The sequence below is a fragment of the Mesobacillus subterraneus genome, assembly GCF_003937825.1.
Taxonomy (GTDB): domain Bacteria; phylum Bacillota; class Bacilli; order Bacillales; family Cytobacillaceae; genus Mesobacillus; species Mesobacillus subterraneus.
In genome coordinates, this window is sequence record NZ_RSFW01000006.1 from 193,015 (window position 1) to 214,912 (window position 21,898).

Annotated in this window: 26 protein-coding genes and 1 tRNA gene; 5 read left to right on the forward strand and 22 right to left on the reverse strand. The window is 41.7% G+C overall.

Annotated features, from left to right (window positions below):
* Positions 1-94 precede the first annotated feature (94 nt).
* Entirely contained in the window at positions 95-442 is a 348-nt protein-coding gene (locus tag EJA10_RS04085) for a hypothetical protein (RefSeq protein WP_125478722.1), read from the reverse strand.
* Positions 443-581: 139 nt separating this feature from the next.
* On the opposite strand from EJA10_RS04085, the gene EJA10_RS04090 reads away from it, so the two are divergent.
* On the forward strand, positions 582-1,547 hold the full coding sequence (locus EJA10_RS04090; RefSeq protein WP_125478723.1) for a M20/M25/M40 family metallo-hydrolase: 966 nt from the start codon (positions 582-584) through the stop codon (positions 1,545-1,547).
* Between the two features lie 35 nt (positions 1,548-1,582).
* On the opposite strand, the gene EJA10_RS04095 is transcribed toward EJA10_RS04090, so the two are convergent.
* Positions 1,583-1,852, reverse strand: coding sequence for a DUF1450 domain-containing protein (locus EJA10_RS04095; protein ID WP_246017680.1), 270 nt, complete (start codon positions 1,850-1,852; stop codon positions 1,583-1,585).
* Positions 1,852-2,157 carry a DUF3817 domain-containing protein gene (locus EJA10_RS04100; protein WP_170169058.1) on the reverse strand — a complete coding sequence of 102 codons (306 nt, stop codon included), beginning with the start codon at positions 2,155-2,157 and terminating at the stop codon, positions 1,852-1,854. Before EJA10_RS04100 ends, EJA10_RS04095 begins: the two co-directional genes overlap by 1 nt.
* A gap of 120 nt (positions 2,158-2,277) precedes the next feature.
* Here EJA10_RS04100 and EJA10_RS04105 point away from each other — a divergent pair, with 120 nt between their 5' ends.
* Both EJA10_RS04105 and EJA10_RS04110 read left to right on the forward strand, forming a co-directional pair.
* A complete protein-coding gene (locus EJA10_RS04105; RefSeq protein WP_170169059.1) occupies positions 2,278-3,045 on the forward strand; it encodes a DUF3891 family protein in 768 nt (255 codons plus the stop codon).
* A gap of 256 nt (positions 3,046-3,301) precedes the next feature.
* Positions 3,302-4,159 carry an LCP family protein gene (locus EJA10_RS04110; protein ID WP_425462064.1) on the forward strand — a complete coding sequence of 286 codons (858 nt, stop codon included), beginning with the start codon at positions 3,302-3,304 and terminating at the stop codon, positions 4,157-4,159.
* A 129-nt stretch (positions 4,160-4,288) separates the two neighbouring features.
* Here the strand turns inward: EJA10_RS04110 and EJA10_RS04115 are convergent, their stop codons facing one another.
* From EJA10_RS04115 to EJA10_RS23235, 4 genes are all read right to left on the reverse strand, one after another.
* Complete coding sequence (locus EJA10_RS04115; RefSeq protein ID WP_211340524.1) at positions 4,289-6,679, reverse strand: M14 family metallopeptidase; 2,391 nt, start codon at positions 6,677-6,679, stop codon at positions 4,289-4,291.
* Between the two features lie 473 nt (positions 6,680-7,152).
* The gene (locus tag EJA10_RS04120; RefSeq protein ID WP_125478726.1) at positions 7,153-8,271 is read right to left on the reverse strand and encodes a DUF4362 domain-containing protein; all 1,119 of its coding nucleotides are present in this window, start codon (positions 8,269-8,271) and stop codon (positions 7,153-7,155) included.
* Between the two features lie 284 nt (positions 8,272-8,555).
* Positions 8,556-9,368: a VOC family protein gene (locus tag EJA10_RS04125; RefSeq protein WP_125478727.1), complete on the reverse strand. Its 813-nt coding sequence runs from the start codon at positions 9,366-9,368 to the stop codon at positions 8,556-8,558.
* Positions 9,369-9,728: 360 nt separating this feature from the next.
* Positions 9,729-9,825, reverse strand: a tRNA-Sec gene (locus EJA10_RS23235).
* 138 nt (positions 9,826-9,963) lie between these two features.
* Here EJA10_RS23235 and EJA10_RS04130 point away from each other — a divergent pair.
* Positions 9,964-10,395, forward strand: coding sequence for a DUF2621 domain-containing protein (locus EJA10_RS04130; protein ID WP_125478728.1), 432 nt, complete (start codon positions 9,964-9,966; stop codon positions 10,393-10,395).
* Between the two features lie 38 nt (positions 10,396-10,433).
* Here the strand turns inward: EJA10_RS04130 and EJA10_RS04135 are convergent, their stop codons facing one another.
* The 6 genes from EJA10_RS04135 to EJA10_RS23240 all read right to left on the reverse strand — a co-directional run bounded on the left by EJA10_RS04135 (position 10,434) and on the right by EJA10_RS23240 (position 13,701).
* A complete protein-coding gene (locus tag EJA10_RS04135; RefSeq protein WP_125478729.1) occupies positions 10,434-11,153 on the reverse strand; it encodes a DUF421 domain-containing protein in 720 nt (239 codons plus the stop codon).
* Positions 11,141-11,851, reverse strand: coding sequence for an LbetaH domain-containing protein (locus tag EJA10_RS04140; RefSeq protein ID WP_125478730.1), 711 nt, complete (start codon positions 11,849-11,851; stop codon positions 11,141-11,143). The genes EJA10_RS04135 and EJA10_RS04140 overlap by 13 nt, the downstream gene beginning before the upstream one ends.
* A gap of 85 nt (positions 11,852-11,936) precedes the next feature.
* The gene (locus EJA10_RS04145) at positions 11,937-12,455 is read right to left on the reverse strand and encodes a YhcN/YlaJ family sporulation lipoprotein (RefSeq protein ID WP_125478731.1); all 519 of its coding nucleotides are present in this window, start codon (positions 12,453-12,455) and stop codon (positions 11,937-11,939) included.
* 66 nt (positions 12,456-12,521) lie between these two features.
* On the reverse strand, positions 12,522-12,944 hold the full coding sequence (fosM, locus tag EJA10_RS04150) for a FosM family fosfomycin resistance protein (protein WP_125478732.1): 423 nt from the start codon (positions 12,942-12,944) through the stop codon (positions 12,522-12,524).
* 50 nt (positions 12,945-12,994) lie between these two features.
* Entirely contained in the window at positions 12,995-13,513 is a 519-nt protein-coding gene (locus EJA10_RS04155; RefSeq protein ID WP_125478733.1) for a P-loop NTPase family protein, read from the reverse strand.
* A gap of 11 nt (positions 13,514-13,524) precedes the next feature.
* Positions 13,525-13,701 (reverse strand): hypothetical protein, encoded by a 177-nt coding sequence (locus EJA10_RS23240; protein WP_170169060.1) that lies wholly within the window; start codon positions 13,699-13,701, stop codon positions 13,525-13,527.
* 70 nt (positions 13,702-13,771) lie between these two features.
* Between EJA10_RS23240 and EJA10_RS04160 the strand changes: the two genes are divergently transcribed.
* Positions 13,772-14,062, forward strand: a complete 291-nt coding sequence (locus tag EJA10_RS04160) for a hypothetical protein (RefSeq protein ID WP_125478734.1) — start codon at positions 13,772-13,774, stop codon at positions 14,060-14,062.
* Positions 14,063-14,091: 29 nt separating this feature from the next.
* On the opposite strand, the gene EJA10_RS04165 is transcribed toward EJA10_RS04160, so the two are convergent.
* From EJA10_RS04165 to EJA10_RS04205, 9 genes are all read right to left on the reverse strand, one after another.
* A complete protein-coding gene (locus EJA10_RS04165) occupies positions 14,092-14,313 on the reverse strand; it encodes a hypothetical protein (RefSeq protein ID WP_125478735.1) in 222 nt (73 codons plus the stop codon).
* A gap of 560 nt (positions 14,314-14,873) precedes the next feature.
* A complete protein-coding gene (locus EJA10_RS04170) occupies positions 14,874-15,605 on the reverse strand; it encodes a class I SAM-dependent methyltransferase (RefSeq protein WP_425462062.1) in 732 nt (243 codons plus the stop codon).
* Positions 15,606-15,638: 33 nt separating this feature from the next.
* On the reverse strand, positions 15,639-17,816 hold the full coding sequence (locus tag EJA10_RS04175) for a PAS domain-containing protein (RefSeq protein WP_170169061.1): 2,178 nt from the start codon (positions 17,814-17,816) through the stop codon (positions 15,639-15,641).
* An 87-nt stretch (positions 17,817-17,903) separates the two neighbouring features.
* Positions 17,904-18,335, reverse strand: a complete 432-nt coding sequence (locus tag EJA10_RS04180; protein WP_125478737.1) for a GyrI-like domain-containing protein — start codon at positions 18,333-18,335, stop codon at positions 17,904-17,906.
* 19 nt (positions 18,336-18,354) lie between these two features.
* The gene (locus tag EJA10_RS04185; protein WP_125478738.1) at positions 18,355-19,110 is read right to left on the reverse strand and encodes a phosphotransferase; all 756 of its coding nucleotides are present in this window, start codon (positions 19,108-19,110) and stop codon (positions 18,355-18,357) included.
* Positions 19,111-19,124: 14 nt separating this feature from the next.
* On the reverse strand, positions 19,125-19,685 hold the full coding sequence (locus tag EJA10_RS04190) for an AAA family ATPase (protein WP_125478739.1): 561 nt from the start codon (positions 19,683-19,685) through the stop codon (positions 19,125-19,127).
* Positions 19,686-19,696: 11 nt separating this feature from the next.
* Positions 19,697-20,122 carry a hypothetical protein gene (locus EJA10_RS04195; RefSeq protein WP_211340525.1) on the reverse strand — a complete coding sequence of 142 codons (426 nt, stop codon included), beginning with the start codon at positions 20,120-20,122 and terminating at the stop codon, positions 19,697-19,699.
* Complete coding sequence (locus tag EJA10_RS04200) at positions 20,119-20,523, reverse strand: VOC family protein (RefSeq protein ID WP_125478740.1); 405 nt, start codon at positions 20,521-20,523, stop codon at positions 20,119-20,121. The genes EJA10_RS04195 and EJA10_RS04200 overlap by 4 nt, the downstream gene beginning before the upstream one ends.
* 103 nt (positions 20,524-20,626) lie before the next feature.
* The gene (locus EJA10_RS04205) at positions 20,627-21,895 is read right to left on the reverse strand and encodes a histidine--tRNA ligase (RefSeq protein ID WP_125478741.1); all 1,269 of its coding nucleotides are present in this window, start codon (positions 21,893-21,895) and stop codon (positions 20,627-20,629) included.
* Positions 21,896-21,898: the final 3 nt, after the last annotated feature.

Here is a 21,898-nt window from a genome sequence, read left to right on the forward strand (position 1 = left end):
GGCCCTATATTAGGCTAACAGGTTTACATATGCTTTACACTAGTTAATCACTGGGAGGTTATTAAACTAATCCCATCCCGGGCAAAAATTGTAATTAATCTAATTTGATAAAAAATCCACTTAAGTTTTTCAGCGTATGCGTTCTTCCCGAAAGAAAAAACAGATCATCCAAGTTCGTTTCCACATAATCCTCAATGATACAGAACCCTTTCCAAAAGCGTTCAACCAGCAAGAGAGTGTATTTTCCATCCCATTCATACATATTGATCCTTAAAAGCTCATCAGCCAGAGAACGGAATTTATACTCCTCTACCCAGAGTTTCACCTGGTACAGTTTATCATGATTCAAAAACAAGCCTGTTTTTTCGTTATTTTTTATAAAATCAACAAAACCCTTGATATTCTCCGCCAGCAGGTTTGCTTTTTGCATTTCGAAGTTCATTTTAACACCCCCCCTACATAAAATATGTATTAAGGCAGTCTATTAATACCAATCTAGGACTTTAGCCATTTACATAACTATGAACTTTATATTATAATTATACACATTGTTGTATTTTTATATATAAGGAGGAAATAAAATGAAAAAGTCAATCTGGCTATCAATGCTGGCCGTACTTGCATTATTAATCTCAACAGTGGGAAGCGCGTCCGCCTACTCTTCATCTTTGGTACATAAGGATGGCGCGTTGGCTTATGAACATACCAAGTATTTATCTGAGGTAATTGGGAGCCGTGTCTACGGAACAGAAGGAGAAGTTAAGGCAAAAGGATACATTGCCGAGCAATTTGAACGGATGGGATACACTCCCCAGGAGCAAGACTTTTCTTTTGTAAGGAGAGGTGTAACCTATAAGTCTGCAAATGTGATCGCATACAAGCAAGGAAAATCAGACCAACAAATCATTGTCGGTGCCCACTACGACTCTGTAGCTACTGGAAAAGGCGCAGACGATAACGCTTCAGGTGTTGGTGTCATGCTTGAGGTCGCTGAGGTGCTGAAAAAAGTATCGACCCCTTACTCCATTCTTTTCATAGCCTTCGGAGCTGAGGAAGGCGGACTGAACGGATCAAATTACTACGCAAAGCAAATGACTGCAGATGAGATCAGCAATACAGTCGGAATGATCAACCTCGACAGCTTAGCTGTTGGCGATAAAATGTATGTCCACGGCAGTGCGGGTGAAGCTGGCTTTCTCCGCGAACAGGCCTTGAACATCGCTGAAAAAAAGAAGCTTGATATCGGCATTAACCCTGGCTTGAACGCAGATTATCCTGCCGGCACAACAGGTGACTGGAGTGACCACGCACCATTTAATGCGCTGGGCATCCCATTTGCTTACTTTGAATCGACCAACTGGGAAATTGGCGATTTGGACGGATATGAACAAACAGAAGAATACGGTGGTGTATGGCATACCAGAAATGACTCCCTTGAGTTCATCGAAAATGCCTACCCTGGCCGTATCGAGGAGCGTCTGTCCACCTATAGCCAGGTGCTGACAGAATTGCTCAAGTTTTTCGGGAAAACAAGCACATCCAAGTAAAAAGAAAACCGCTCTGGCATGGACCTGGAGCGGTTTTACTCTATATACTTTGCCATCTTTTTCAGCAGCTCGGCAGAATCCTTCGCCTCGACAAACTCCCCGTTCACGACCGCATACGGAGACATCCGGCATTCCTTGCACCTGCTCTGGCATTCAAATTCTTTATAGGTAACATTTTTCCGGTTCATGAATTCATTGTAATCAGCATAATTCTCTTCCTGTAAAAACTGCTCCAAATTCCGCTGGCAGAATTCAATTTTCGCTTTCTTTTGTTTTGCAAAAAGCTTCTGAATCAAACTCATCATTATACTTCCTTTGCTATAAAAGTCCGCGGTAAAAACCTGTCCAAAATCATATTGCCAAATGGAATGAACGCGACCACAAACGCACTCACTGCCCAGAAAAGTGACCATCGGATTTTAAAAGTAGTATAGACAATCATCAGCACATACAGTATGAAAAAGAAACCATGCAAAGAACCAACCAGCCTTACTGCCTCCGGAATGCCAGCCCAGTACTTGAGCGGCATTGCTATAAATACCAGGACCAGCAACGATCCACCCTCGATTAAACCCATCATGCGAAAACGTTCTATCACTTTTTCATTCATTTTTTACACCAACCTTCTAATCTAAAAAATTATAACATTTTTGATACACCGCATTAAACATTTAAATTCTAGAAGTTTCACGATTGATTCTGGTAATCTTTATGTAAGGGGGTTATGAAAATGATCGTTTATGAGAGAATAGACGAGTTCGTCATGGTGGCCCAGCATGATCACGCAGCGGTATCACAGGATGCAGCTCTAGCGTGGAGAGATGATTATTTTACAGGCATTGAAAGAAAAAAGGAAGTCGTTCTTGCTGTGCGGGAACACGACCGCTGCTGGATTGAGCCAGACAAAACACCCTTATGGAATAAAAAAAAACAGCAGCCCTACTCCTTTATGGATTACCCTGGGCGTCCCAAGCTCCATTTTTATAAAGAAGGAATTGACGAAACAGTTCATATTAACCAATACGCCGGCCTTTTATGCAGTCTGCACTACGCCTCCTTCCTGAAAGACGCCACAAGTGAAATCGGAAAGAATTTCTGGAACGAGGAAAATAGCAAACAAGCGAAGCTGATTATAGACCTGGGCATAAAAAACGATCAGGAAGCACTGGAAGAACTCAACTTCCATCTGGATTTGCTGAAATTTTGCGACAACCTCTCTCTTTACATCTGCCTGAACGAACCCGGAACCCCAAAGCAGCATGAGCACTACTTTTACAAGAATGGAATTCCGCAGAAGTTCTCATTCGCCCATAACAAGCCGATCATGCCAGTATGGGTTGACCAAAAAACTGTCTCCCTATCGGTATCTCCTTTTGTAAATTCGCTTCATGTCTCACTGCCCTATAGAGCAGTAAAAAAAGAACTCATCCAGAAATACGGTTTGGTTGCTGCATATAAAGCTAGCCCGGTTTTGATGAGAGAAGTGACATTTATATAACCAAAACCGCACGAGCTAAATGGCCGTGCGGTTTTCTATTGGCTGAACCTCACTTAAACTAATCCTCTAAAGATTTCAACCTTGTTAACAGAATTTTAAATAACTGTAACCTAATCTTCCTTTAGCTGAAATCTGTTTATGGGATAATGGCCCTTCTGGTAGAACAATCTGGGTGGTGTTAGTAATGTCAAAAAAGAGGGGCAAAAAAATAAGATGGAAAAGAGTGATTGGTGCCCTGCTTTTCCTTGGGATCTTTATGGTCGGTGTTTTAACCATATTTCAGTACATAGAAGGAACGTTGAAAGCATTGAATCAACCATTAAAAAAGGCCGAAGCAAATTCGTTTCAAGGAGAGAAAAACAAACTTAATGAAGTGAATGTACTGCTGCTGGGGAGTGACTCACGTGAAGACAACAGTGCAAGGACAGATTCCATCATGGTGGCTCATTACAATTCGGAAACGCAACAGATCAAGCTGATTTCTCTCATGCGGGATATGTATGTTTCAATACCCGGACATGGGATGCAAAAATTGAACACTGCCTATTCATATGGAGGTCCCGAATTACTTAGGAAAACGATTAAATCGAATCTCGGGATGGATATCCATCATTATGCCATCGTAGACTTTGAAGGCTTCGAAAAAGCAGTCGATCTGATTGCACCAAACGGAATCAAAGTAGATATTCCATATGAAATGTCTGACGGGATCGACATGACCTTAGATAAAGGAACACAACAGCTGAATGGCAACGAACTGCTCGGCTATGTCCGTTTCCGCCAGGACCGCCTAAGTGACTTCGGCCGAGTCCAAAGACAACAAGAAGTCGTCTCAAAATTAAAAGAAGAAGCAATAAGCCTTAACAGTGTGTCAAAGCTTCCTGAGCTATTAGATCTTTTAAAATCATACGTCGACACAAATATTGAAACTTCCACCATTCTGACAATCGGAAAAGATCTATTGACAAACAAAAACAGTGAAATACAAACAATTCGCATCCCTGAAGACGGCAGCTTCCAAAATGAGCGCTATGAAGGAATTGGCGAAGTGCTGGAAGTAGATTTAGAGCATAATAAAGGTGCCTTGGAAAAATTTTTACGGGAGGAAAAATAGTATAATAGGATCCCCCCTTGTTTAATAGGCACATAAATCCCGCGAAACGCAAACAGCATGTAAAACAACTGAATTAGAAATGGAGCCTGGCACCATCAGTTTATCGATGATGCCAGGCTCCTTTTTATTTTACTTGATTGTAACAGTCACAGAATTGAAGTTTTTGGAATTTGTTAATGGATTATAGTTTTTCTCGATATTTCCTGCAGCATCCACCGCAAACCAGTTGATTGTTGTTGTCTTATCAATCGTCAAGACTTCAGCAGGCTCACGAGTACCGGCCAGGCGGATATGAGCTGATTCAAATGTTGGCTTGCTTCCATCAAGAGTATAATAGATGGTCGCAGCTTCACTTGTTTCAAATGCAACCTTCACAGGACCTGAGTACTTGCCGTTTCCAGGCACGGCTTTTGTGGAAGGCGGCTGCTTATCCTTTGCTTGGTTGTAAGCAACTTTGATTAATCCGATTAATCCGTTGGCAAATTCCATTGCTTCCTCATGCCCCTCTTCATATGGCGGCTGGAAGCCAACTGAAACCCATCTGTTCGTGTCCTTATTCCAAAGCTGTGCACCTACTTCAAAGTTCCATGCGTAAATTCCCTTTTCATACCATAGGTAGTCAGCAGAGTTACCAGCGGCTGAATATAATACATCAGGAATTGGGCCTGTACGGCTTGGTTTAATAACCGTTCCTCGGTGTTCTTTAATATCCGTTAATATTTCATTTGACGCTGCCCAGTAGAATGCTTCCTGGCCAGCAGTAGGACGAGGCAATGTTACACGGTTTGGATCATAAGCACCAGGTGACCACATAAAGTATCCACCATGGCTATGGATATTCATTGCAAACTTGATATTTGGATTTTGATCCGCTAACCAAACCAGGTTTTTGGCTTCTGGCTCTGAATTAATAGCAGGTCCTGCAAAAGTGTCACTTCTACAATTGGTTGTAGAAGCTCCAACGAATCCATTATAGGCTGAACCAGCTGAGTGGTTGCGGTTGAGGTCAACTCCCCAATTATTTCTATATCCAGGATCAGATTCATTTGGACCGCAGTGATTTGTCATATTTCTTCGCTGCATATTGTAATCATAAAAGCTATAATGACCCCCATCCGGGTTCACTGAAGGAATTAAGAATATATCAAGATTGTTGACAAGCTGCTTCGTTTCGCCGTCATGCGCATAGTTTCTTAGCAAACGTTCAGCTGTTTCAATTGTAACCAGCGGCGTTACCCACTCACGAGCATGTTCTTGTGCATATCCCAGTACCCCTGGTTTAGATCCGTCACGGTGCTTTCCGATACGGATTGCTTTGACCGTTTGCGGTTCTCGTGAAATATGCTCTGGTGCATTAAGATTATCTGTTAACTTTCCCGTAACAGGTGTTACTGTGCCAGTACCAGCATTACCACGATATGTAGTAGCTGTCACTAAACTACTTGCTTGGCTATTCAATGCATCTACAACCTGCCTTGCAGTACTTACTGCTGCTCCACTCGCATTGGTTGCTAACTCGACAGTAATTTTCTTTCCATCAACCTTTACGGAAAGAGGTGCACTTGCCACTCCCGGATTTTTAAATTCAACAGAAATATCATTTCCGCCTTCATGACCCCATGCTTTTGAAGAAACTACGACTGCGGTATTGGTGAAACCACCCATTGTTGCTTGAGCTAAACGGCGGTATCCGTTTGTTTTATTAGGCATTTCAACGATTTCAACTAAATCAGGAAATTCCTTTGCAAGCTGCTCAGCTCTTTCATATAACTCAGTTGGATCCATATAGTGGTCAACAAAGTTCGTTACATAATGTTTCTTCGGATTACCTGCTTTCCTATCTCCCAACCACTCTGTTACATCATTATTTGCTGTTCCACCCTGGTTACTATTGATCGTTACTGATTCAGGTACCGCTGTAACTGGAACCTCAAACCAGTGGTACATGTACTCACCATAATCAACAAACCTGGACATCGTCACAGTCTTTTCCTCTCCACCTTCATCCCACTTTGCAGTAAGGGCCGTGCTGGCAGAGGTACCTGCACTGGATTTTGCTTCAACATAAAGGAAAGTACCCGATTGGTTTGTGTAAAAATTTGCCCTTAGAACCTTTATCGTGTCCTCTGCTGCAGCACCACTTGCTTGAATCTGCATGGCTTCATTTCTTTCAGCAACATTTCGGTTGAACTGCCCCTCATTTAAGAGCGTGTCCTTAACATTGATTCCATTTTCCTTTAACATCGCAATTTGTGATGGTGTTGCGACAACCTCAACCTCAAATTCTTCCCCATGCTGATGGATTCCGTGATCAAAGGTGATCCCTAGTTCTGCTAGCTTGTCCAATGCCTCCCTATTTGGCACCTCAAGCTCTACAATAGAGATTGACTCCTCTACTGGAATTGGGTCCCCCTTGTCCTTTTCAGCCCCTGCAAAACCTGGGGCAAGTGTTGAAATGACCAACCCGGTCAGCGCACTGGCCATTACCAACCCCTGAATTATTGTTTTCCGTTTCTTCAAACTCCCACACCTCCTAATGTGTTCCACTATAGTGGACAAAATAATTGTATATATAGTTTTTGAAATATTTTGTCAAATTGTAGTAGGGAGTATCTTTCATGAATTCACAGTTAATACCAAACTAGGGACCTATATAAACATCAATAAAAGATAATATCTGGAAGATAATTTCATATTTTAATGACATAGTGCTCAAAAAACTTTGTCCTATTTTGTATGTCTTTGCGGAAAAAATATTTCGAGAATCTTAATTTTTATTAGTGAAAGGTAGCATTTTGAGCTTTTTGAAGTATATTATGACCTAAGCACAGTACGTACCAAAGAAAAAAGGTACTTTTCATTACCAAGTTGCATTGAACAGCAATTCTGTATAAAATAAAACGCCCAGTATACTGAGCGATTACCAGCTTATGAAAATTGGCGGGACTATGTGGGAATTGAACCAAGCTTAGTAATGGAACATTGCATTACCACTAGTTTATTTTTTTGATTTCCTTCACTTTAGCTCTTCCTGGCTTCGATCCACTGATGTAACCGTCTATTGTTGCTCGGATTTTATCACCAGGTTGGTACTCTTCAACAGGAACTCCTTCTAATTCGGTAAAATCATATATAAATGAATTCATGTCCACCTGGTCTATTTCGCTTTTTATCCATTCATACTCCAGCTTATTTAATTCTTCTCCAATTAACAGAGTGCTGCTTTTCCGTTCTAGCACATAGCCTTGAACGATTACTTCTTGTTTTTCCGTTTGATCCTGCTCAGATTGCTCTATAATGTAATTGGCAATCTTTGTAAACGTCACCCCATGTTGGCTCTCATCACAATCCATCCAGCTGATTTCCTGCTGACCTCCATTTATATACACCTTTAAATTGTACTTTATGGCGTTAGGAAGATCACATGACTCAACCATCTCTTTTTCATCCAAGTAATTTGCAAAGACTAGCCTTTTATACAGCTCTTGCTTTACATGATCCGCCATTTGAAACGGTTCAGCCTTACCGGTTTCTTTTCTGATCTCACCGGTTTTTGTATTTATTTCGTTCTCTAGGTTTTCTCCATGCTTCAGGTTAATTTCAAAAAAATCCTGTTGTCTCACGTTATACTCGATTACTAAGATTTCCTCCATGCCGTATTGAACTTCTTTACAACCTGTTGCTATGTAAGATGTATTGGTTGGATTCACTTCTTCAACCAATTGGCTGCAGTTAATCGTTTGTATTCCCCCGCTGCCATATGCATCCCTGGTTGAATCATTCTTTACCTCAAGAGATTTGCCATTGTATTTCAAATCTTTTACAATCGGATCCCCTTCAATTGTGTAGAAAACGATTCTTAAATCAGATGGGACCCCATTCTTCATATCTTTATAGAAACTCTGCAACCTTTCAATTCCTTCAATGCCTCCATGTGTATTCAAGACATCAACATTCCCTACCTTCTCCACAAAAGGTTTTTGGCTTGCTTTGCCTGTTGATTGAGATTCCCCATCTGCATTTGAGATACCATTTTTGTTAACTTGAGCATTACAGGAAACTAGTAAAAAGACGAAAATAAAATAAAAGAGGAATTTTGACATTCTTTTCATTGACCCGCACATCCATTCAATTATTTTGGATAAAAATTACATCCTTTACTAAATAGACGAATGTATTGGGAAAACGTCACACTCTGTATTTATTTATTCGGTCAGAGCGTGGAGGGTGCACAATTTGAACCGTTTAAAAAATATTAAAAGTGCCTGTCACTACCCTGTACCTATCCAATTGAACACCTAGACAAATTAAGAGTAGTATCAGGCACCTTTTGCAATCTATAAAAGGATCAGATTCAATTTCAATCTGTGATTTACTATTTAATGATTTTAATATATTACTGGAACCTCCAATAACCATCCAACATTTCAAAAAAGTGACCTTGATTCGTGTCAGTAAGGTTCACTAAAAAAGGACCCTCCCTTTTTTCTTTTAATACCTTAGCAGCCGGACCATCTCCAATAGGTGTAACAAATAATAAATTAGTGTTGCTCAATTTTAAAATTCTACAACGTGCATTGATTTCCGTATCGATATACTCCTCGCCTTGTTCAAGGCAAAACAATTTTCTCCAAATTTCTAATGCTTCATCTAATTCATTCACGACAATACCAATACTTTCCAACTTCGGTTGACCTAATATGTGTGACCCTATGAGTCTTTGTTCCTCTAATTCCGAATACCTTTCTTCATCCGATTTTTCCCATTGAATAAAAAATGGTAGAGAAACCTTGTTTTCTGCGTATTCAGGGAATAACAATGACCATCTGATTACTTGACCATCAGCACGAACTCTCTCCCCAGTTAACGGCCCATATACTGTAAGTCCTTCTGCTTTAAGTTTTATTCCTAGTTCTTCAATTTGATTAGTTCGGATCGCTAATTTCGCAGGACCTTCCCGACTTTCTTTTGCTAGCGTTTCAACGATTTGCGTAATCAATCGATTTTCACTATGTTTTTCAGCTATTGATAAATTTTCAATTCCTAAAAATTCAATATAACTTAAGCCAAAATATGTTAGGGTATTATATGTTCCCCAAGATTCATGACGGCCCCCCTTGACAACATTTAGCCCTCTTTGTTTTAATGGTAGAATTGCTTTCTCTGGTTCCTTAAAGAACCAAACTAGGTGATCAAATAAAAAATCCATTATAGTACTTCCTTTCACTCGATATTGTGCGTTCACATGGCTTCGATACTGATGCTAATCTAATTATGGTTTCTCTGCTGCGGCCAAACCTGAATCACGCCGCAGTTGGATCAGAGTGGTCCGGAGCTTACACCGCCACTTTCTTGTAGTAAGACTACATCCTTAATTATAACCAGAGAACCTTCTTGATTAGCAGCCAGCTTATAAGGTAAAAAAACCTATAACTTATTTGTTCTGTTCAACCATACAAAAAACTCCTTTGATATCTGGGGGGAACCCAAACATTAGCAAAGGAGGTTACACGATCTATGAGGAAAACCATTAAATTTCCATATTATAACCAAATCGTTAAAAATATTTTGGCGGGACCGCCTGGGAATCGAACCCAGCTAACCTGGCACGCAGGTCACAAGCGGTTTTGAAGACCGTGGAGGGCACCAGCACCCCAATCAGCCCCGTTTTGAAGAACAAGGTCTATTATACTGACAACCTGTCTTTTTTACAAGAGAGTTACTCAAATTGTCACAGGACTTGTCTTCTTTTGTTGGCTGATACTATAATAAGGACAGATATTAGAATGTGTGGGTGAAGGGTTATGTATGAGCTTGAAGGCTGGTTTTTGTGGTTTATTATGTTTTGGGTTGTTGTATTGGTTGGGCTATTCGCGATCGGCGGATTTTTCATGTTCCGGAAGTTTTTGAAGAAGCTTCCGAAGGAGGATGGAAAATCGGATATGGATTGGGAAGAGTATTATGTGAATAAAACCCGGCATTTATGGCCTGATGATCAGAAGGCTCTGCTGGAGGATTTGGTCAGCCCGGTCCCTGAATTGTTCAGGGATGTGGCGAGGCACAAGATTGCCGGCAAGATCGGTGAGCTGGCATTGAAGGAAAACGCGGACATGATTACGCAGGAGCTGGTGATTCGCGGATATATCCTTGCGACTCCAAAGCGGGATCATAAGTTTTTGCGCAAAAAACTGTCTGACCTGCAGATTAGCACAACTCCATATGAAAGCTTATTCTAAAAATTTGAGATGCCATCATTAACGATGAGCATCTCTTTTTAATGGTTGATTTCAGGAGTGAATTTCTTAGTGCCGTTTTTGAGGGATACGTGCAATTCATTCTGAGCGTTGACGGAGCCGAAAAAGATATCCGACAGCTGCAGGCCTTTCTTCTGAAGCTCTTCCCTAAGCCATTTTTCACTCAGTTCCAGCTGCGATAAGACGGTTTGATCCACCTTCCCTTCGACGATAACCGGATAGGCAATCGTTGAAGAAATTTTTTTCAGGCCCAGATCCTCTTTGGTGACCATAGCTTTTTGCGGCTTCTTACTCACAGTCAGTTTTCCGTTTTGCTCGACAATCGCCATTTCCACCTCACTGACATCGAACACGTCCTTCTCCCTGAGCATCTGCAGGATATTATCAAGAGAATACCTGATTTTTTTCATATTCCCCATTAAAAACGTGCCGTCCCTAACCACGATGGTTGGCTCAAACGTAATCAATTTTCCAAAACGTCGATGGCTTAGTTTTGATTTAGAGACTATGATTTGCAGCAGCCCAATGGCGGATATCGATAAAAAAGTATATAAGTGCGGAATATCCGGGTCTGCGATATCAGCCCCCGCGACCGCTCCCAGCACAATGATAATCAGGAAATCGAATACCGGCACCTCGCCAATTGATCTTTTACCCATAAAAAGGGTCACAATCAGCAGCCAGGGGATGACCGTCACGATTCTTCCATATACCTTTAAAATCTCCATCAATGTTTCCATTCTTTTTGATCCCCTTTGTATCCAAGAGCAAGTTCCCTGTTCGTATCGACCAGCTTCTCATTCAGTTCAAAGTATCGATTTTTCCCATTTAAAACAGGAAGCTGATCCGCCTCTTCCTGTGTTGTGACAACCATGCCTGCTGGCACGTATCTGTTTTTAGGAATCGTCACCCCGATCACCTTGGCACCCGGCTCAAGCACGACATTTTCCTGAACAAATGAATCGAACACAAGGCACTGCATACCAATCCACACATTGGAATCCAATCTGGCTGGACCGTGGATTTGGCTTTGAGGTGACAGTGTGCAGCTCTCACTTATATGTACAGAATACGGAAAACGGTCCTTGAATACCGTATTCTGCACAACATTGCTTCCCAACTCAAAATTTTTCAAACCATGGATGACGACACCATCCTGGATACTGCAAAACTTGCCAATATGTATTTTCAGCCCTTCGTCCCCTCGGATAGAGGCAAAAGGGGCGACGAAAACTTCTTCCTTAATCTCCACGCTGCCTATGACCGAAGCGAAGTGATGGATATATGATCTTTCGGAAATGACTGGTGTATCTTTGTACAGATTGAATGTGGTTTCTGTGTTCGGACTTACGTTGTCCTTCGTTTTCATGTTCTCCATGACCTTCCCCGCGAAAGAAGATGCAATCAGGCCAAGAGCCAATTTATTTTTCATTTTCATAAAATCCACCACCTTTCCTCTTAGCATGCCAATGGCCAAGGGTTTTTATGAATAGAAAAAGGGAACCTGTCAGGCTCCCTTCATATCAGCGGGCATTAGGAAATATTCTCTCAACCATTTCGCCAAATTCCTCGAACAAGCCGCGCACCGGTCTGCCGCCCTGAAGCTGGTCACCATAGCCTCTCATTCGCTCAACAAATTCAGGATTGCTTGATACGTACACATTTTGGATATCCTGGTCAGTTGATTTCACCTGATCAGAGATTTTTTCTTCGATATCTCTTCTAACCTCACCACGTTCGCCATTTTCCAAAACAACAGCAACGTAAGCATTCCTGTTTGTCACAATGACATTAGCGCTTCTTACTTCATCCATCGCTACGATTTTGTCCTGTGCTTTGTCAGCAACACGCATCCTAGAATCGTTGTCCGTATTCTGGACCCTTGCACCATTGTTGTTCATTCTGTTTCCATCATAGTTTTGAACAGTCGCGTTGTTATTGTCACGATTGTTCGCACCTTCTCTTGCCCCATTGCTCATCGTACAACCAGTGATTAACGCGATTCCCACCAACAAAAATGACAAACGTTGAAAAAGCTTCATCCTTTGACCTCCTAATAAAAGTTTCGTCATTAGGATGTTCAAATCAATGAAATTTATGTACATGAATTAATCAAAAAACTCCATATATGTTTTTTCTTGTTTGTAATAGTCCATTCGATCTTTAAGTGTTCCGGTGTGGAACTCAAATTTATGTCCATCTGGATCTGTAAAATAAATCGACTTTTTGTCTTTTTCATTCCGTTCCCGTCCAGGTAATATGTTTACTTCCAACTCTTTTAACCTGGCATTCATTTTGTCCCAATCGCCTTCATCGATTGTAAAAGCTATATGTGTGTATGACTGATGTATTTCTTGACGAGGTATGTCTTTCTCGACATTAAGTGCGAGCCACATACCGTTCAAATCGAAGTAAGCGGTACTTTTCCCTTTTACTAATAACTTCGCATCAAAAACATTCCTGTAAAAATCAATCGATCTTTCTAAATCAGATACAGAAAATAAAAAATGGTTAATCCCCTTAATAGTCATCTTCCACCTCATTAGTATTCATAAAAAAACACGAGTGAACTCCACTCGCATTAAGAGACCTTTTTTCTCTTTCGAAAAAGCTTGAATACATCATCATTTTTGGTCAGGATGATGACCTTGTCTCTATACGGTTTCATCAGTTTGATCGCATTGACCAAATTTGAGCCGTCGTATTGATGATTCCATTTTAGCAAGTCAATCAGTGACTTGATATTTTCTTTCCTTGATACAGGTGCCAGCTTTATTTTTCGTAAAATAAAGCGCTTGATGATTCGCCAGTCCCTGACATAAACACTCGTCTTCAGGATAAAAATATAATCAGCCTGCCGGAAACTTTCCTCCAGCCAGCTGAAATAAACGCCCTCAATGATCCACTTTTCCTGCACCAGCACAGCTGCAAGCTTTTCCGCCCTTTTAGCAGGTGGGGTTTGGGATCCGTAATATTCAGACTCATTGTCCCAAAATAGGTTGTCCAGGTCGTGCGCCGGCACCTTCAGCATTTTTGCAAGTTTCCCTGCAATGTAGGATTTCCCGCTCCCAGGACCGCCGATAATATGTATTTTTGTCACTGTTTTTCACCTTAATTCTTATCTAAATCATCATCAAAAGCTGATGGTGGTCGCTCTTCCTTGATTCCAAGCTTCGCTTTAATGATTGCCAAATCTTTCATGATGATTCTCGTATTCAGCCAGGCGCAGATTGCCGCCAGTACGGCTGCCGCTAAAATAACCGTCAACCAAATATTGATAACTACCACATGATCACCTCATGCCAATTTTACCACAATCTAACAACTTTCTGATAGAATAACTTGGGAGGTGTTTTACATGAGTGAAATCTGGCTTTGGGTCGTTTTTTATTTGTTTTTAATGATTCTGTTTATCATAGCAATCATCAGTGTGATCAAGAAAAGAAGGATCGCAATGTCGATGATTGCCATCCTTCTTATTATTTCTGTTCCGATGGTCAGTTTGATTAATAGTATCGGCAGGCCGATGGAAATGAATGAATTCGAATTTTTAGCGAGGGAGTTCATGCAAGGAGCGCTGTGGGCGATTTTCGCCATTGCGGGCTATCTTTACTTGCTGGTATGGTTCATTTTAACCTTGAAAAAGTAACGAGTTTCAATCGCTGGAACTCGTTTTTATCATTTCCCCTCTTTTTTTCCGTCAAAATTAGCACCTGCACGCATCGCTTTCGCTTCAAAAACATTCCCTATGATCAGCAGAATCACCCCAAGGACAATCAACGAAATCATCGTCGCAGCAGAGATCGTCGCAATATATCCCATACCTTTCATAAAAAGGGGCACAAGGAACACGGCTAGACCTAAAGCTTTCAGTAAAATTGCATAATGCTTTTGAGACATACCTTCACCTCCTGACTGAAATTTGGTGGTTTTATCATTGTATTGGCGAAGGCTAGGCAATATTCTCAATAAATTCACTATTTTTAAGATAAGAAGATAGTACTGCTACTTATGCTGAAAGGAAGAAGTCTAGAGCTTTCAAAGAAGAGAAGAGATAGCATTAATGCAGTTATGGGAAGAAGAGGTATTCTTCTGAAAAAGATGAATAGAGCTGCCAAAACCAAAAAAACAACCGGCCCCACCTTCGCCGATTGCCATGATAGCCACACTTGCTATCCATCCTAGTATTTATAATAAAAGAAAAAGATTGAGTACATTGCCGAAATTTGTTAAAGCTTTTTTGTTAAAGTAGATAGAAGTGGGTACAGACCAATAAGAAATTTATGAAGACTTTGTAAACCATCGTCAACACTCCTTATTTTAAGAGTCCCTTACATCTTCACTTTAACATAGCAATGTAAAGCTAGATTAAAAGAAAATCGTCTATTTTGTAAACTTTCCCATGATATTCCCTGTAGAAATAAGGCAAAAGTATCCCAGAAAAAATCCAGCCAAAACTATTACTTCCCGCAAGAAAACACCAGCACCAACGGAATCCTCTTACGCCTTTCGTACTCGTCCGGACTGCTGAAAAGCGAGGGGTTCGGTGTTCCCTCCCGCAAATCCTCCACCTTAAAGCCAGCCTCCCGCAGCAATCGGAAGTATTCTTCTATCGTCCGGTGATATTTAATCACTTTCTTCCCGATCCATGGCTCCACGCGCTCTCCAACATCAAAATAATCATCGACGATCCAGTCTGACCTCTTGCCGGAAGCTTCGGCACTTTTTGCAGAAGCTGTCAGGATGGGATGCTGAACGCTGAAAACAAACTTCCCGCCAGGCGCCAGTGCTGCATGAACTTTCTTAATAACACTTCTTAAATCAGCCAGGTAGTGCAGTGACATCCGCGAAATGACGATATCATATTCTTCAGCCGAAGGGGCCCATTCCTCCATCGAAACCCGCAGCACTTTTCCAGTTGTACCAGATAATTTCTCCGCTGCAGCCTGTGCCATATTTTCGGAGCCCTCCACTCCACAATATTCCCCGCATCCTTTTTCCAGCAGCTCCACACCAATCTCAGCGTCACCGCAGCCTAAATCCGCAATCTTCATACCTGCCACATTCCCCATCAATTCTTCCAAGACAGGTTTTTCTATCACGTTATTTGGGCTTTCTGCCCGGTTCCTTCTTTTCATGAAATTCTCGAAAAACTGTGTGTCCTCATATGCTGAAGAGCCTCTATATTCCAAAGAATACTTCCTCCATCCCTAAAAAAAGGGAGTCTATCTAGACTCCACTGGCAATATTATTTCAACCTTGGTCCCCTGGCCTGTATCACTAAAAAATTCGATCTTGCCTTTATGGTCGTGAGTGATTTTAAAGCAGCGCATCAATCCTAGGCCCGTTCCCTTCTCCTTGATCGAGTAATAAGGTTCTCCCAGATGCTTAAGCCGCTCAGGGCTAATCCCTTTCCCGTCATCCACCACGCTGATCTTCAAGGCTTCGCTATTCTTCTCAATCTTCACATCAAGCCTTCCGCCCAACTCCATCGCTTCAACTGCATTTTTAAAAAGATTGATAAACAGTTGCTTAAGCTGCTCTTCCACTCCCCATAACTTAGCAGGACCATCAGCAATTCTTTCAATCGAAACCTGAATCTGATTAAACTCCAGCTCGGTTTTCAGGAATTCCAAAGCTGCGCCAATCGAACCCTCCAAATCCACATCTGTCCACACTGGATCCTTCGGCAGCGACAGCTCAATGAATTCTTCGGTAATCCGATGAATGTGGTTCAATTCATGCTTGATAACTGGCAAATAGTCAACAAGCTTTTCTTTTTCCGTGCTCTCATCGATCAGCTTCAGGAATCCCATTATTCCCGTAAGAGGGTTGCGGATTTCGTGCGCGATTCCTGACGCCAGCTGTCCGATGACAGCAAGCTTTTCTGATTGCTGCAGCAGGAAATCCATCTCTTTCTTTTCAGTGATATCATGAAAAGTCGAAAGGACATATTCTACTTTTCCAGAGTTGTTCAATTCAAAGATTGGACGAGTATCCATGAGAATCAGTCTCTGCTCATTCCTGGCCGGATTATAAATCGCCAGTTCCAAATTGTTGATGGCCTCCCCTGTCCGCAATGTACTAATTGCTGGGTGTTCCACATCCAGCAGCTTGTCTTCACTGTCATTAGCTTTGTTCCACTGATCATTGACCGAGTACATCCCAACCAATTCGTCTTCTGGATATCCTAAAATGTCGGCTGCATTTTTATTTGCGATTACGATTCGGCCACTCTGGTCACGGACCAATACACCACTGGTAACGGCTTCGTAAATCCTTTTCTGGTGCTCCTCCAACTTTTTCTTATCCGTTATATTTCGGGTAACGCTGACTATTTCATTAATTACATTATTTTTTAATATGATAGGTGACAGAATGCTGTGAAAATAATGCGTCCTGCCCTCTAGATTCAATTCCCATTCAAATTCCGCAGATTCACCAGCGAGCGTTTTCATGCATTGTTCTTCCTGGAGATTCGTATCTATAAAGATCTCGCCAACCTTTTTTCCTTCAAAGGTTTCCTTTGTGAATCCGTTCGTTTCCATCCACTTCCCAAACGCGCTTGTAATAGTCAAGGACTGATCAATAGTAAAAACAAGATCATCCATCGAAGATACGAGTGTACGGTACTTTTCCTTGCTTCTTTCCAGGGCGTTATAGGACCGAACCTGCTCAGTTATATCCGTTCCTGTAGAGATAATATAATCCGTATGGACAACACTCTTCCATTTGATATAACGCTTTTGGCCATCCTTCATAATCCAGTAGTTTTCATATTCACTTGGAATATAGCCTTGCTTATAGCTAGAAACGATCCGTTCCCGCTCTTCCTCCTCCAAAAGGAATTCCCAGAATGGCCTGCACTGTACCTCCTCCAAAGAATAACCGGTCATTTCTTCTGCATATTCGTTCCAATTATAGATCCTGCCCTCTTGATCCAGGATGACAACCAGTGATTGGACAGTATTGAAAATGGTATGCAAATAAGCATTTTCCTCTGAAAGCATTTCATGGAAACAGCAAGGCTCCTTATACCTTTTCAGCATACAAAAAATGAACTGTCTCTCTCCTTGCCTATTCAAAGAGCAATTCATTTCAACTGTTACCATTTGATTGTTCCTATCAGGCAACTCAAGAATGGTGGAAAATTCTCCGTCAGAGAAAAGCAGATTCTTGATCCTTTTTCTCACTTTCGCACTAATTTTCTTTAAAAAGAACTGAATATCCTTCTTCAGCAACTCTTCTTTTGAAAAATCCAGAAGTTTGCACGCGGCCTCGTTCATGTCATTAAATCGGTATTCGCCTCGTTTTTGATCGACTACTTCCAACAAAATAACAGGATAAGTTATATTCAAAAAAAGGTTTTTGTAGAGTGATGATTCATCCATAACAATCTCCATGTGAACCCTCCTGGCTGGCACTAATACTCTAATTTTAGTCATAGGTTCATAGTAAGTCCACTTCGAGTTTTGGGAGATTTTGTAGAATCATGCATTTTCTATAGGTATGTAAATTTCAACCAGCTCTTCTGGATGATAGACTTCAATAATAAAATTATTGTTTCTCGTATATTTTTGAGCTTCTATCCACCCATCCAACTGAGAATATAATTTCCCCATATCGGATTCCTTGCCTTTAATTGTTGCATAAGAGTACTGAAACTCAAGAAATTCCATCCCTTCCGGGGGGCTTGCCACCCTTTCGTTGACCAGTATGCCTACATAAAATGTTCCCTCTTTATGGGTCTCATCCCTTTTTGGCTCATAAACGGTCACTTCTATCCCTGTACTGTTCTCGATTTCATCTGCGCGCTGTAAAAATTGTCGCGCTGCCTCTGGAACTAGCTGTGCATACTCTACAAAAGCGCCGTACTTTTTCGCACCTACGATTTTAAATTCCTTCGTCAACACCTGGCACATAAAACACATTCCTTCCTACTTAAAAGAATTCATAGAGTCCATCATTAAAATACTCTAATTCTGCTTGAGTGATTTTATAGCGGGTATAGCCCTCATAAAAAGCAGACATCCATTCACTATTTCCGGTAAATCTGCCAATTGCAAGCGCCTCATCATAACGCGGATCACCAACCGTCATGCCAGCTACGTCAATGAACATACGGACTTCGCCATCGGTTACCAATACATTATCCGTCGTACAATCGCCATGAATCATCGTTTGTTTGACAGCTGCCGGTCTACTGGATTTCAATTGTTCCAATAATTCAAGATTGCCGTCCGATTGACCGCTCTCCGCGTAAACCTGCGCTCTCGCCAGCTGTCGGTCAAGCCAGTCACCTTCACATTGAAAAATCAGCTCCCCTTCATGAAGCTTTTGAAGCAATCGCCCAAAACTGCGAATCAGGCTTATTTTTTCTGTTTGTGTTTCAGCAGCTCTCAATGCTGCAGTCAAGGTCACTCCTTGTTCAAAAGACATGATTAAGTGACTGCTCTCCTTCTCTTCATAAAAACCGTGATATTCCGGTACAGGAATTAACTTTTCAGACAGGTTTTGCAGCACAGCGGCCTCGGCCTTCAGCCATTCACGATACTTCTGCTTAAAAGCGCTTTTCAGCAAATAGGTACCACTTTCGGTAACAACCCTGCTCACTTCGGAGGTGCAGCCTTGCTCAGGCAATTTTTCAATACTGACAACCTCTCCCAATACGTCCTCTAGCGCCATCTGTTTATTCATCCCAACCCTCCTCACTACAGCTTAAAATGCTCTTTAATTCTCTGTGCAACATCTGCTGCACTCATACTTGTATTATTAATCCGAAGATAGTTTTCTCGCGTAATCTCCCCTTCTAAAGAGTTCAACCGGTATCGGCCCATGGAAGACACCAATTCCCGCTCCGACCAATCAACGTTTCTCTTTGAAGGTTTATGTTCCAGACGGTGTTGGCTTTTGTTCCTTTCAAGCCTTTCCTCTAAATCCGCTTCGAGCTCAACGAAGTACACCGTACCACCCTGAGTTTCAAATATATCGCAAACTCTGTCCACATAATCCCAGTCTGCCTTTAGATCGAATGCCCAGACAAAGGTAAAAATCAATCCGTACTGATCGCTTTTGGCCATCGCTTCAAAAATTTCCTGGCGAAACAATCCCACCAGTCTCTTTCCTTCCTTCGTACCATAGTCGAAGAAAGGATTCACCAGTTCGATCGTCATATGGTTGTGAAACAGCTTTAACTCTGTGATTTTCTCCAGCTCGTGCCCGACTGTCATTTTGCCGACAGCCTGCGGGCCAAATAGTAGAACAAACTTCATGACATCCTCCATTATTGCTTTTTCTTTTTTTTAGGGCAGACGGCCCACATAAACACGGCAAGACCGACCATTAGCAGGAACGGAATCGTAAATGGGTGATACCTGGGGCCGAAGCTTTTCCCATCCCAAGTCGCTTTCCGATATTTGCCGTTATCTTCGACCGCGATCGCTTCATCCGTACTGATACCTTTTATTGAGTAATAGTTCGTTCCTTCTGGATAGAAATTGGAAAAATCCCCGTAATAATCGTGACTTTCATCATCAGAATACATGGTGACTTTCCCAATATTCCGCTCAACTTCGGTAACATATTCATCACTGAGCATATAACGGTTCCCATCATAGACAACAAAACCTCCAGCCGGCTTTCCATACGCTATATCGGGGAAATTGAACAGAAGGAATAATGTGATAAGAACATAGTTCAATATTTTCATACAGGCTGTCTATAATCCTTGCTAAGTTCACTCCAGACATCAAACTTGTTGCCGTCCAGGTCGCAAAAGACAAAGTTCCGTCCAGCATGCCCTCGGTTTTCAATTTCTCCAACCTTTACTCCGTGCTCTTTTAATTCTGCTTGCAGAGAACGCAAGGCGCCCAAACCGTTGACTTCATAAGTAAGCACAAATCGTTCCACCCCTTCTGCGTCAAAAAAATTGGAGCTTTGATCCGCTGACTTCACCAAAAAAATGCTGATATCCGCTATATCCAAAATGGCTTTTTCCTCGTCCAGGAAATTCAATTTTGCGCCTAACTTCCCCTTATACCACTCTGCCGAAAGAGCTGGGTCGCTTACAGGTATGTAAACTGTTCCCACCCTGATCAATTGATTTTTCAAAACTGCTTCACCCCTTTCATAATAGAAATTCTCTATTCGTTTTATTTACCCTTCTTTTTATCTATTTTTTTCCATTTATTTCTCGAAATTCACAAAGCATTTGCTAGTCAAATGCCAAATAGGATTCTTCCCCCGTCGCCATGTTTTTCACCTTATATTGCTTCTGCCTTACCTCTTGTTCACCAATGATGATGAGGTTCGGAAATCCTTCTTTGTTTGCTTTTTCCATGGCTTTGCCAAGCTTCTTTTTTCCCAATTCCACTTCTACTTTGTACCCCTTTTTCCGTAGTGTCTGAGCTACTGCCAGTGATTGCTTTTCGGTATTGAGTGGGACGATATAATAATCCGTTTCAGCTTTCGTGCTGATTTTTTTCTGCTCCATTGCCGTATAGATCACATCGAGTCCGAACGATATCCCAACCGTGGAAAAGCTTTCACCGGTACCAATCAGGCCGCCAATCGCATTATCGTATCTGCCTCCACTGCCGATGCTTGATTTTATCGTTTGATCTGCCAGGAATATTTCATAAATTGTTCCTGTGTAGATTTCCAATCCTCTCGCCAAAAAAGGATTGAAAATGCATTTTTCACTGATTCCAAGGAATCTCAAATATTCATCAAGCTCCTTTAATTCTGCCAACCCTTGTTTTACCTGTTCATTTTCTGCAAACGGCTCGTAATAAGCGAAGTTCCTATTTTTCTCATCAGTGAGGAATTGTTTTATGAACTCAACTGTCGACTTCTCCAGCCCCTGCCCAGACAGTTCATCGACAACAGCTTTCAGGCCAATTTTTTCAAGCTTATCAAGGATCAGCACGACTTTGTTCAGCTTCTCACCAAGGGTACTAAATACATCAAGCATGCCCGTCAGCAATTTCCGATTGTTATACTGGATTCTTACCTCCACGCTTAGCTTTGAAAAAGCGTCCAGCGCCATCATCATTAATTCCGCTTCGGCAATCTGTGATTCGACCCCGACAATATCGACATCACATTGTGTAAACTCCCTGAACCTGCCAGCCTTGATCGGTCCATCTCTGAACACCTTGCCGATTTCATACCTTTTGAATGGCATCCTCAAAGTTGGATTCATCGCTACTACTTTTGCAAACGGGATCGTGAGGTCATACCTCAAAGCCAAATCTCTCCCGCCTCGATCGGATAAAGTGTACATTTCTTCGAGTATTTCCGCCCCGCCTGCATACTTTGAAGCCATTAGCTCCGTATAATTTAGAATCGGGGTCTCTAAAGGCTTGCAGCCATATTGGATAAACACATCCTCCAAAGTCCTTCTGATTTTCCTCCTGGTCATTTCCGCTTCTGGCAAATAATCCTGAGTCCCTCTTACATTCTGGTAATCCATTTTCTTCATTGT

Bases quoted from the DNA above. Each gene is read 5' to 3' on its own strand.
- EJA10_RS04105 (WP_170169059.1), top strand. From the start codon at position 2,278: ATGATCGTTTATGAGAGAATAGACGAGTTCGTCATGGTGGCCCAGCAT.
- EJA10_RS04180 (WP_125478737.1), bottom strand. From the start codon at position 18,335: ATGTGCCAGGTGTTGACGAAGGAATTTAAAATCGTAGGTGCGAAAAAG.
- EJA10_RS04130 (WP_125478728.1), top strand. From the start codon at position 9,964: ATGTATGAGCTTGAAGGCTGGTTTTTGTGGTTTATTATGTTTTGGGTT.
- EJA10_RS04185 (WP_125478738.1), bottom strand. From the start codon at position 19,110: ATGAATAAACAGATGGCGCTAGAGGACGTATTGGGAGAGGTTGTCAGT.
- EJA10_RS04100 (WP_170169058.1), bottom strand. From the start codon at position 2,157: ATGAATGAAAAAGTGATAGAACGTTTTCGCATGATGGGTTTAATCGAG.
- EJA10_RS04135 (WP_125478729.1), bottom strand. From the start codon at position 11,153: ATGGAAACATTGATGGAGATTTTAAAGGTATATGGAAGAATCGTGACG.
- EJA10_RS04165 (WP_125478735.1), bottom strand. From the start codon at position 14,313: ATGTCTCAAAAGCATTATGCAATTTTACTGAAAGCTTTAGGTCTAGCC.
- EJA10_RS04160 (WP_125478734.1), top strand. From the start codon at position 13,772: ATGAGTGAAATCTGGCTTTGGGTCGTTTTTTATTTGTTTTTAATGATT.
- EJA10_RS04095 (WP_246017680.1), bottom strand. From the start codon at position 1,852: ATGATGAGTTTGATTCAGAAGCTTTTTGCAAAACAAAAGAAAGCGAAA.
- fosM (WP_125478732.1), bottom strand. From the start codon at position 12,944: ATGACTATTAAGGGGATTAACCATTTTTTATTTTCTGTATCTGATTTA.
- EJA10_RS04090 (WP_125478723.1), top strand. From the start codon at position 582: ATGAAAAAGTCAATCTGGCTATCAATGCTGGCCGTACTTGCATTATTA.
- EJA10_RS04195 (WP_211340525.1), bottom strand. From the start codon at position 20,122: ATGAAAATATTGAACTATGTTCTTATCACATTATTCCTTCTGTTCAAT.
- EJA10_RS04110 (WP_425462064.1), top strand. From the start codon at position 3,302: ATGGTCGGTGTTTTAACCATATTTCAGTACATAGAAGGAACGTTGAAA.
- EJA10_RS04145 (WP_125478731.1), bottom strand. From the start codon at position 12,455: ATGAAGCTTTTTCAACGTTTGTCATTTTTGTTGGTGGGAATCGCGTTA.
- EJA10_RS04205 (WP_125478741.1), bottom strand. From the start codon at position 21,895: ATGAAGAAAATGGATTACCAGAATGTAAGAGGGACTCAGGATTATTTG.
- EJA10_RS04125 (WP_125478727.1), bottom strand. From the start codon at position 9,368: ATGGATTTTTTATTTGATCACCTAGTTTGGTTCTTTAAGGAACCAGAG.
- EJA10_RS04120 (WP_125478726.1), bottom strand. From the start codon at position 8,271: ATGAAAAGAATGTCAAAATTCCTCTTTTATTTTATTTTCGTCTTTTTA.
- EJA10_RS04175 (WP_170169061.1), bottom strand. From the start codon at position 17,816: ATGGAGATTGTTATGGATGAATCATCACTCTACAAAAACCTTTTTTTG.
- EJA10_RS04085 (WP_125478722.1), bottom strand. From the start codon at position 442: ATGAACTTCGAAATGCAAAAAGCAAACCTGCTGGCGGAGAATATCAAG.
- EJA10_RS04140 (WP_125478730.1), bottom strand. From the start codon at position 11,851: ATGAAAATGAAAAATAAATTGGCTCTTGGCCTGATTGCATCTTCTTTC.
- EJA10_RS04190 (WP_125478739.1), bottom strand. From the start codon at position 19,685: ATGAAGTTTGTTCTACTATTTGGCCCGCAGGCTGTCGGCAAAATGACA.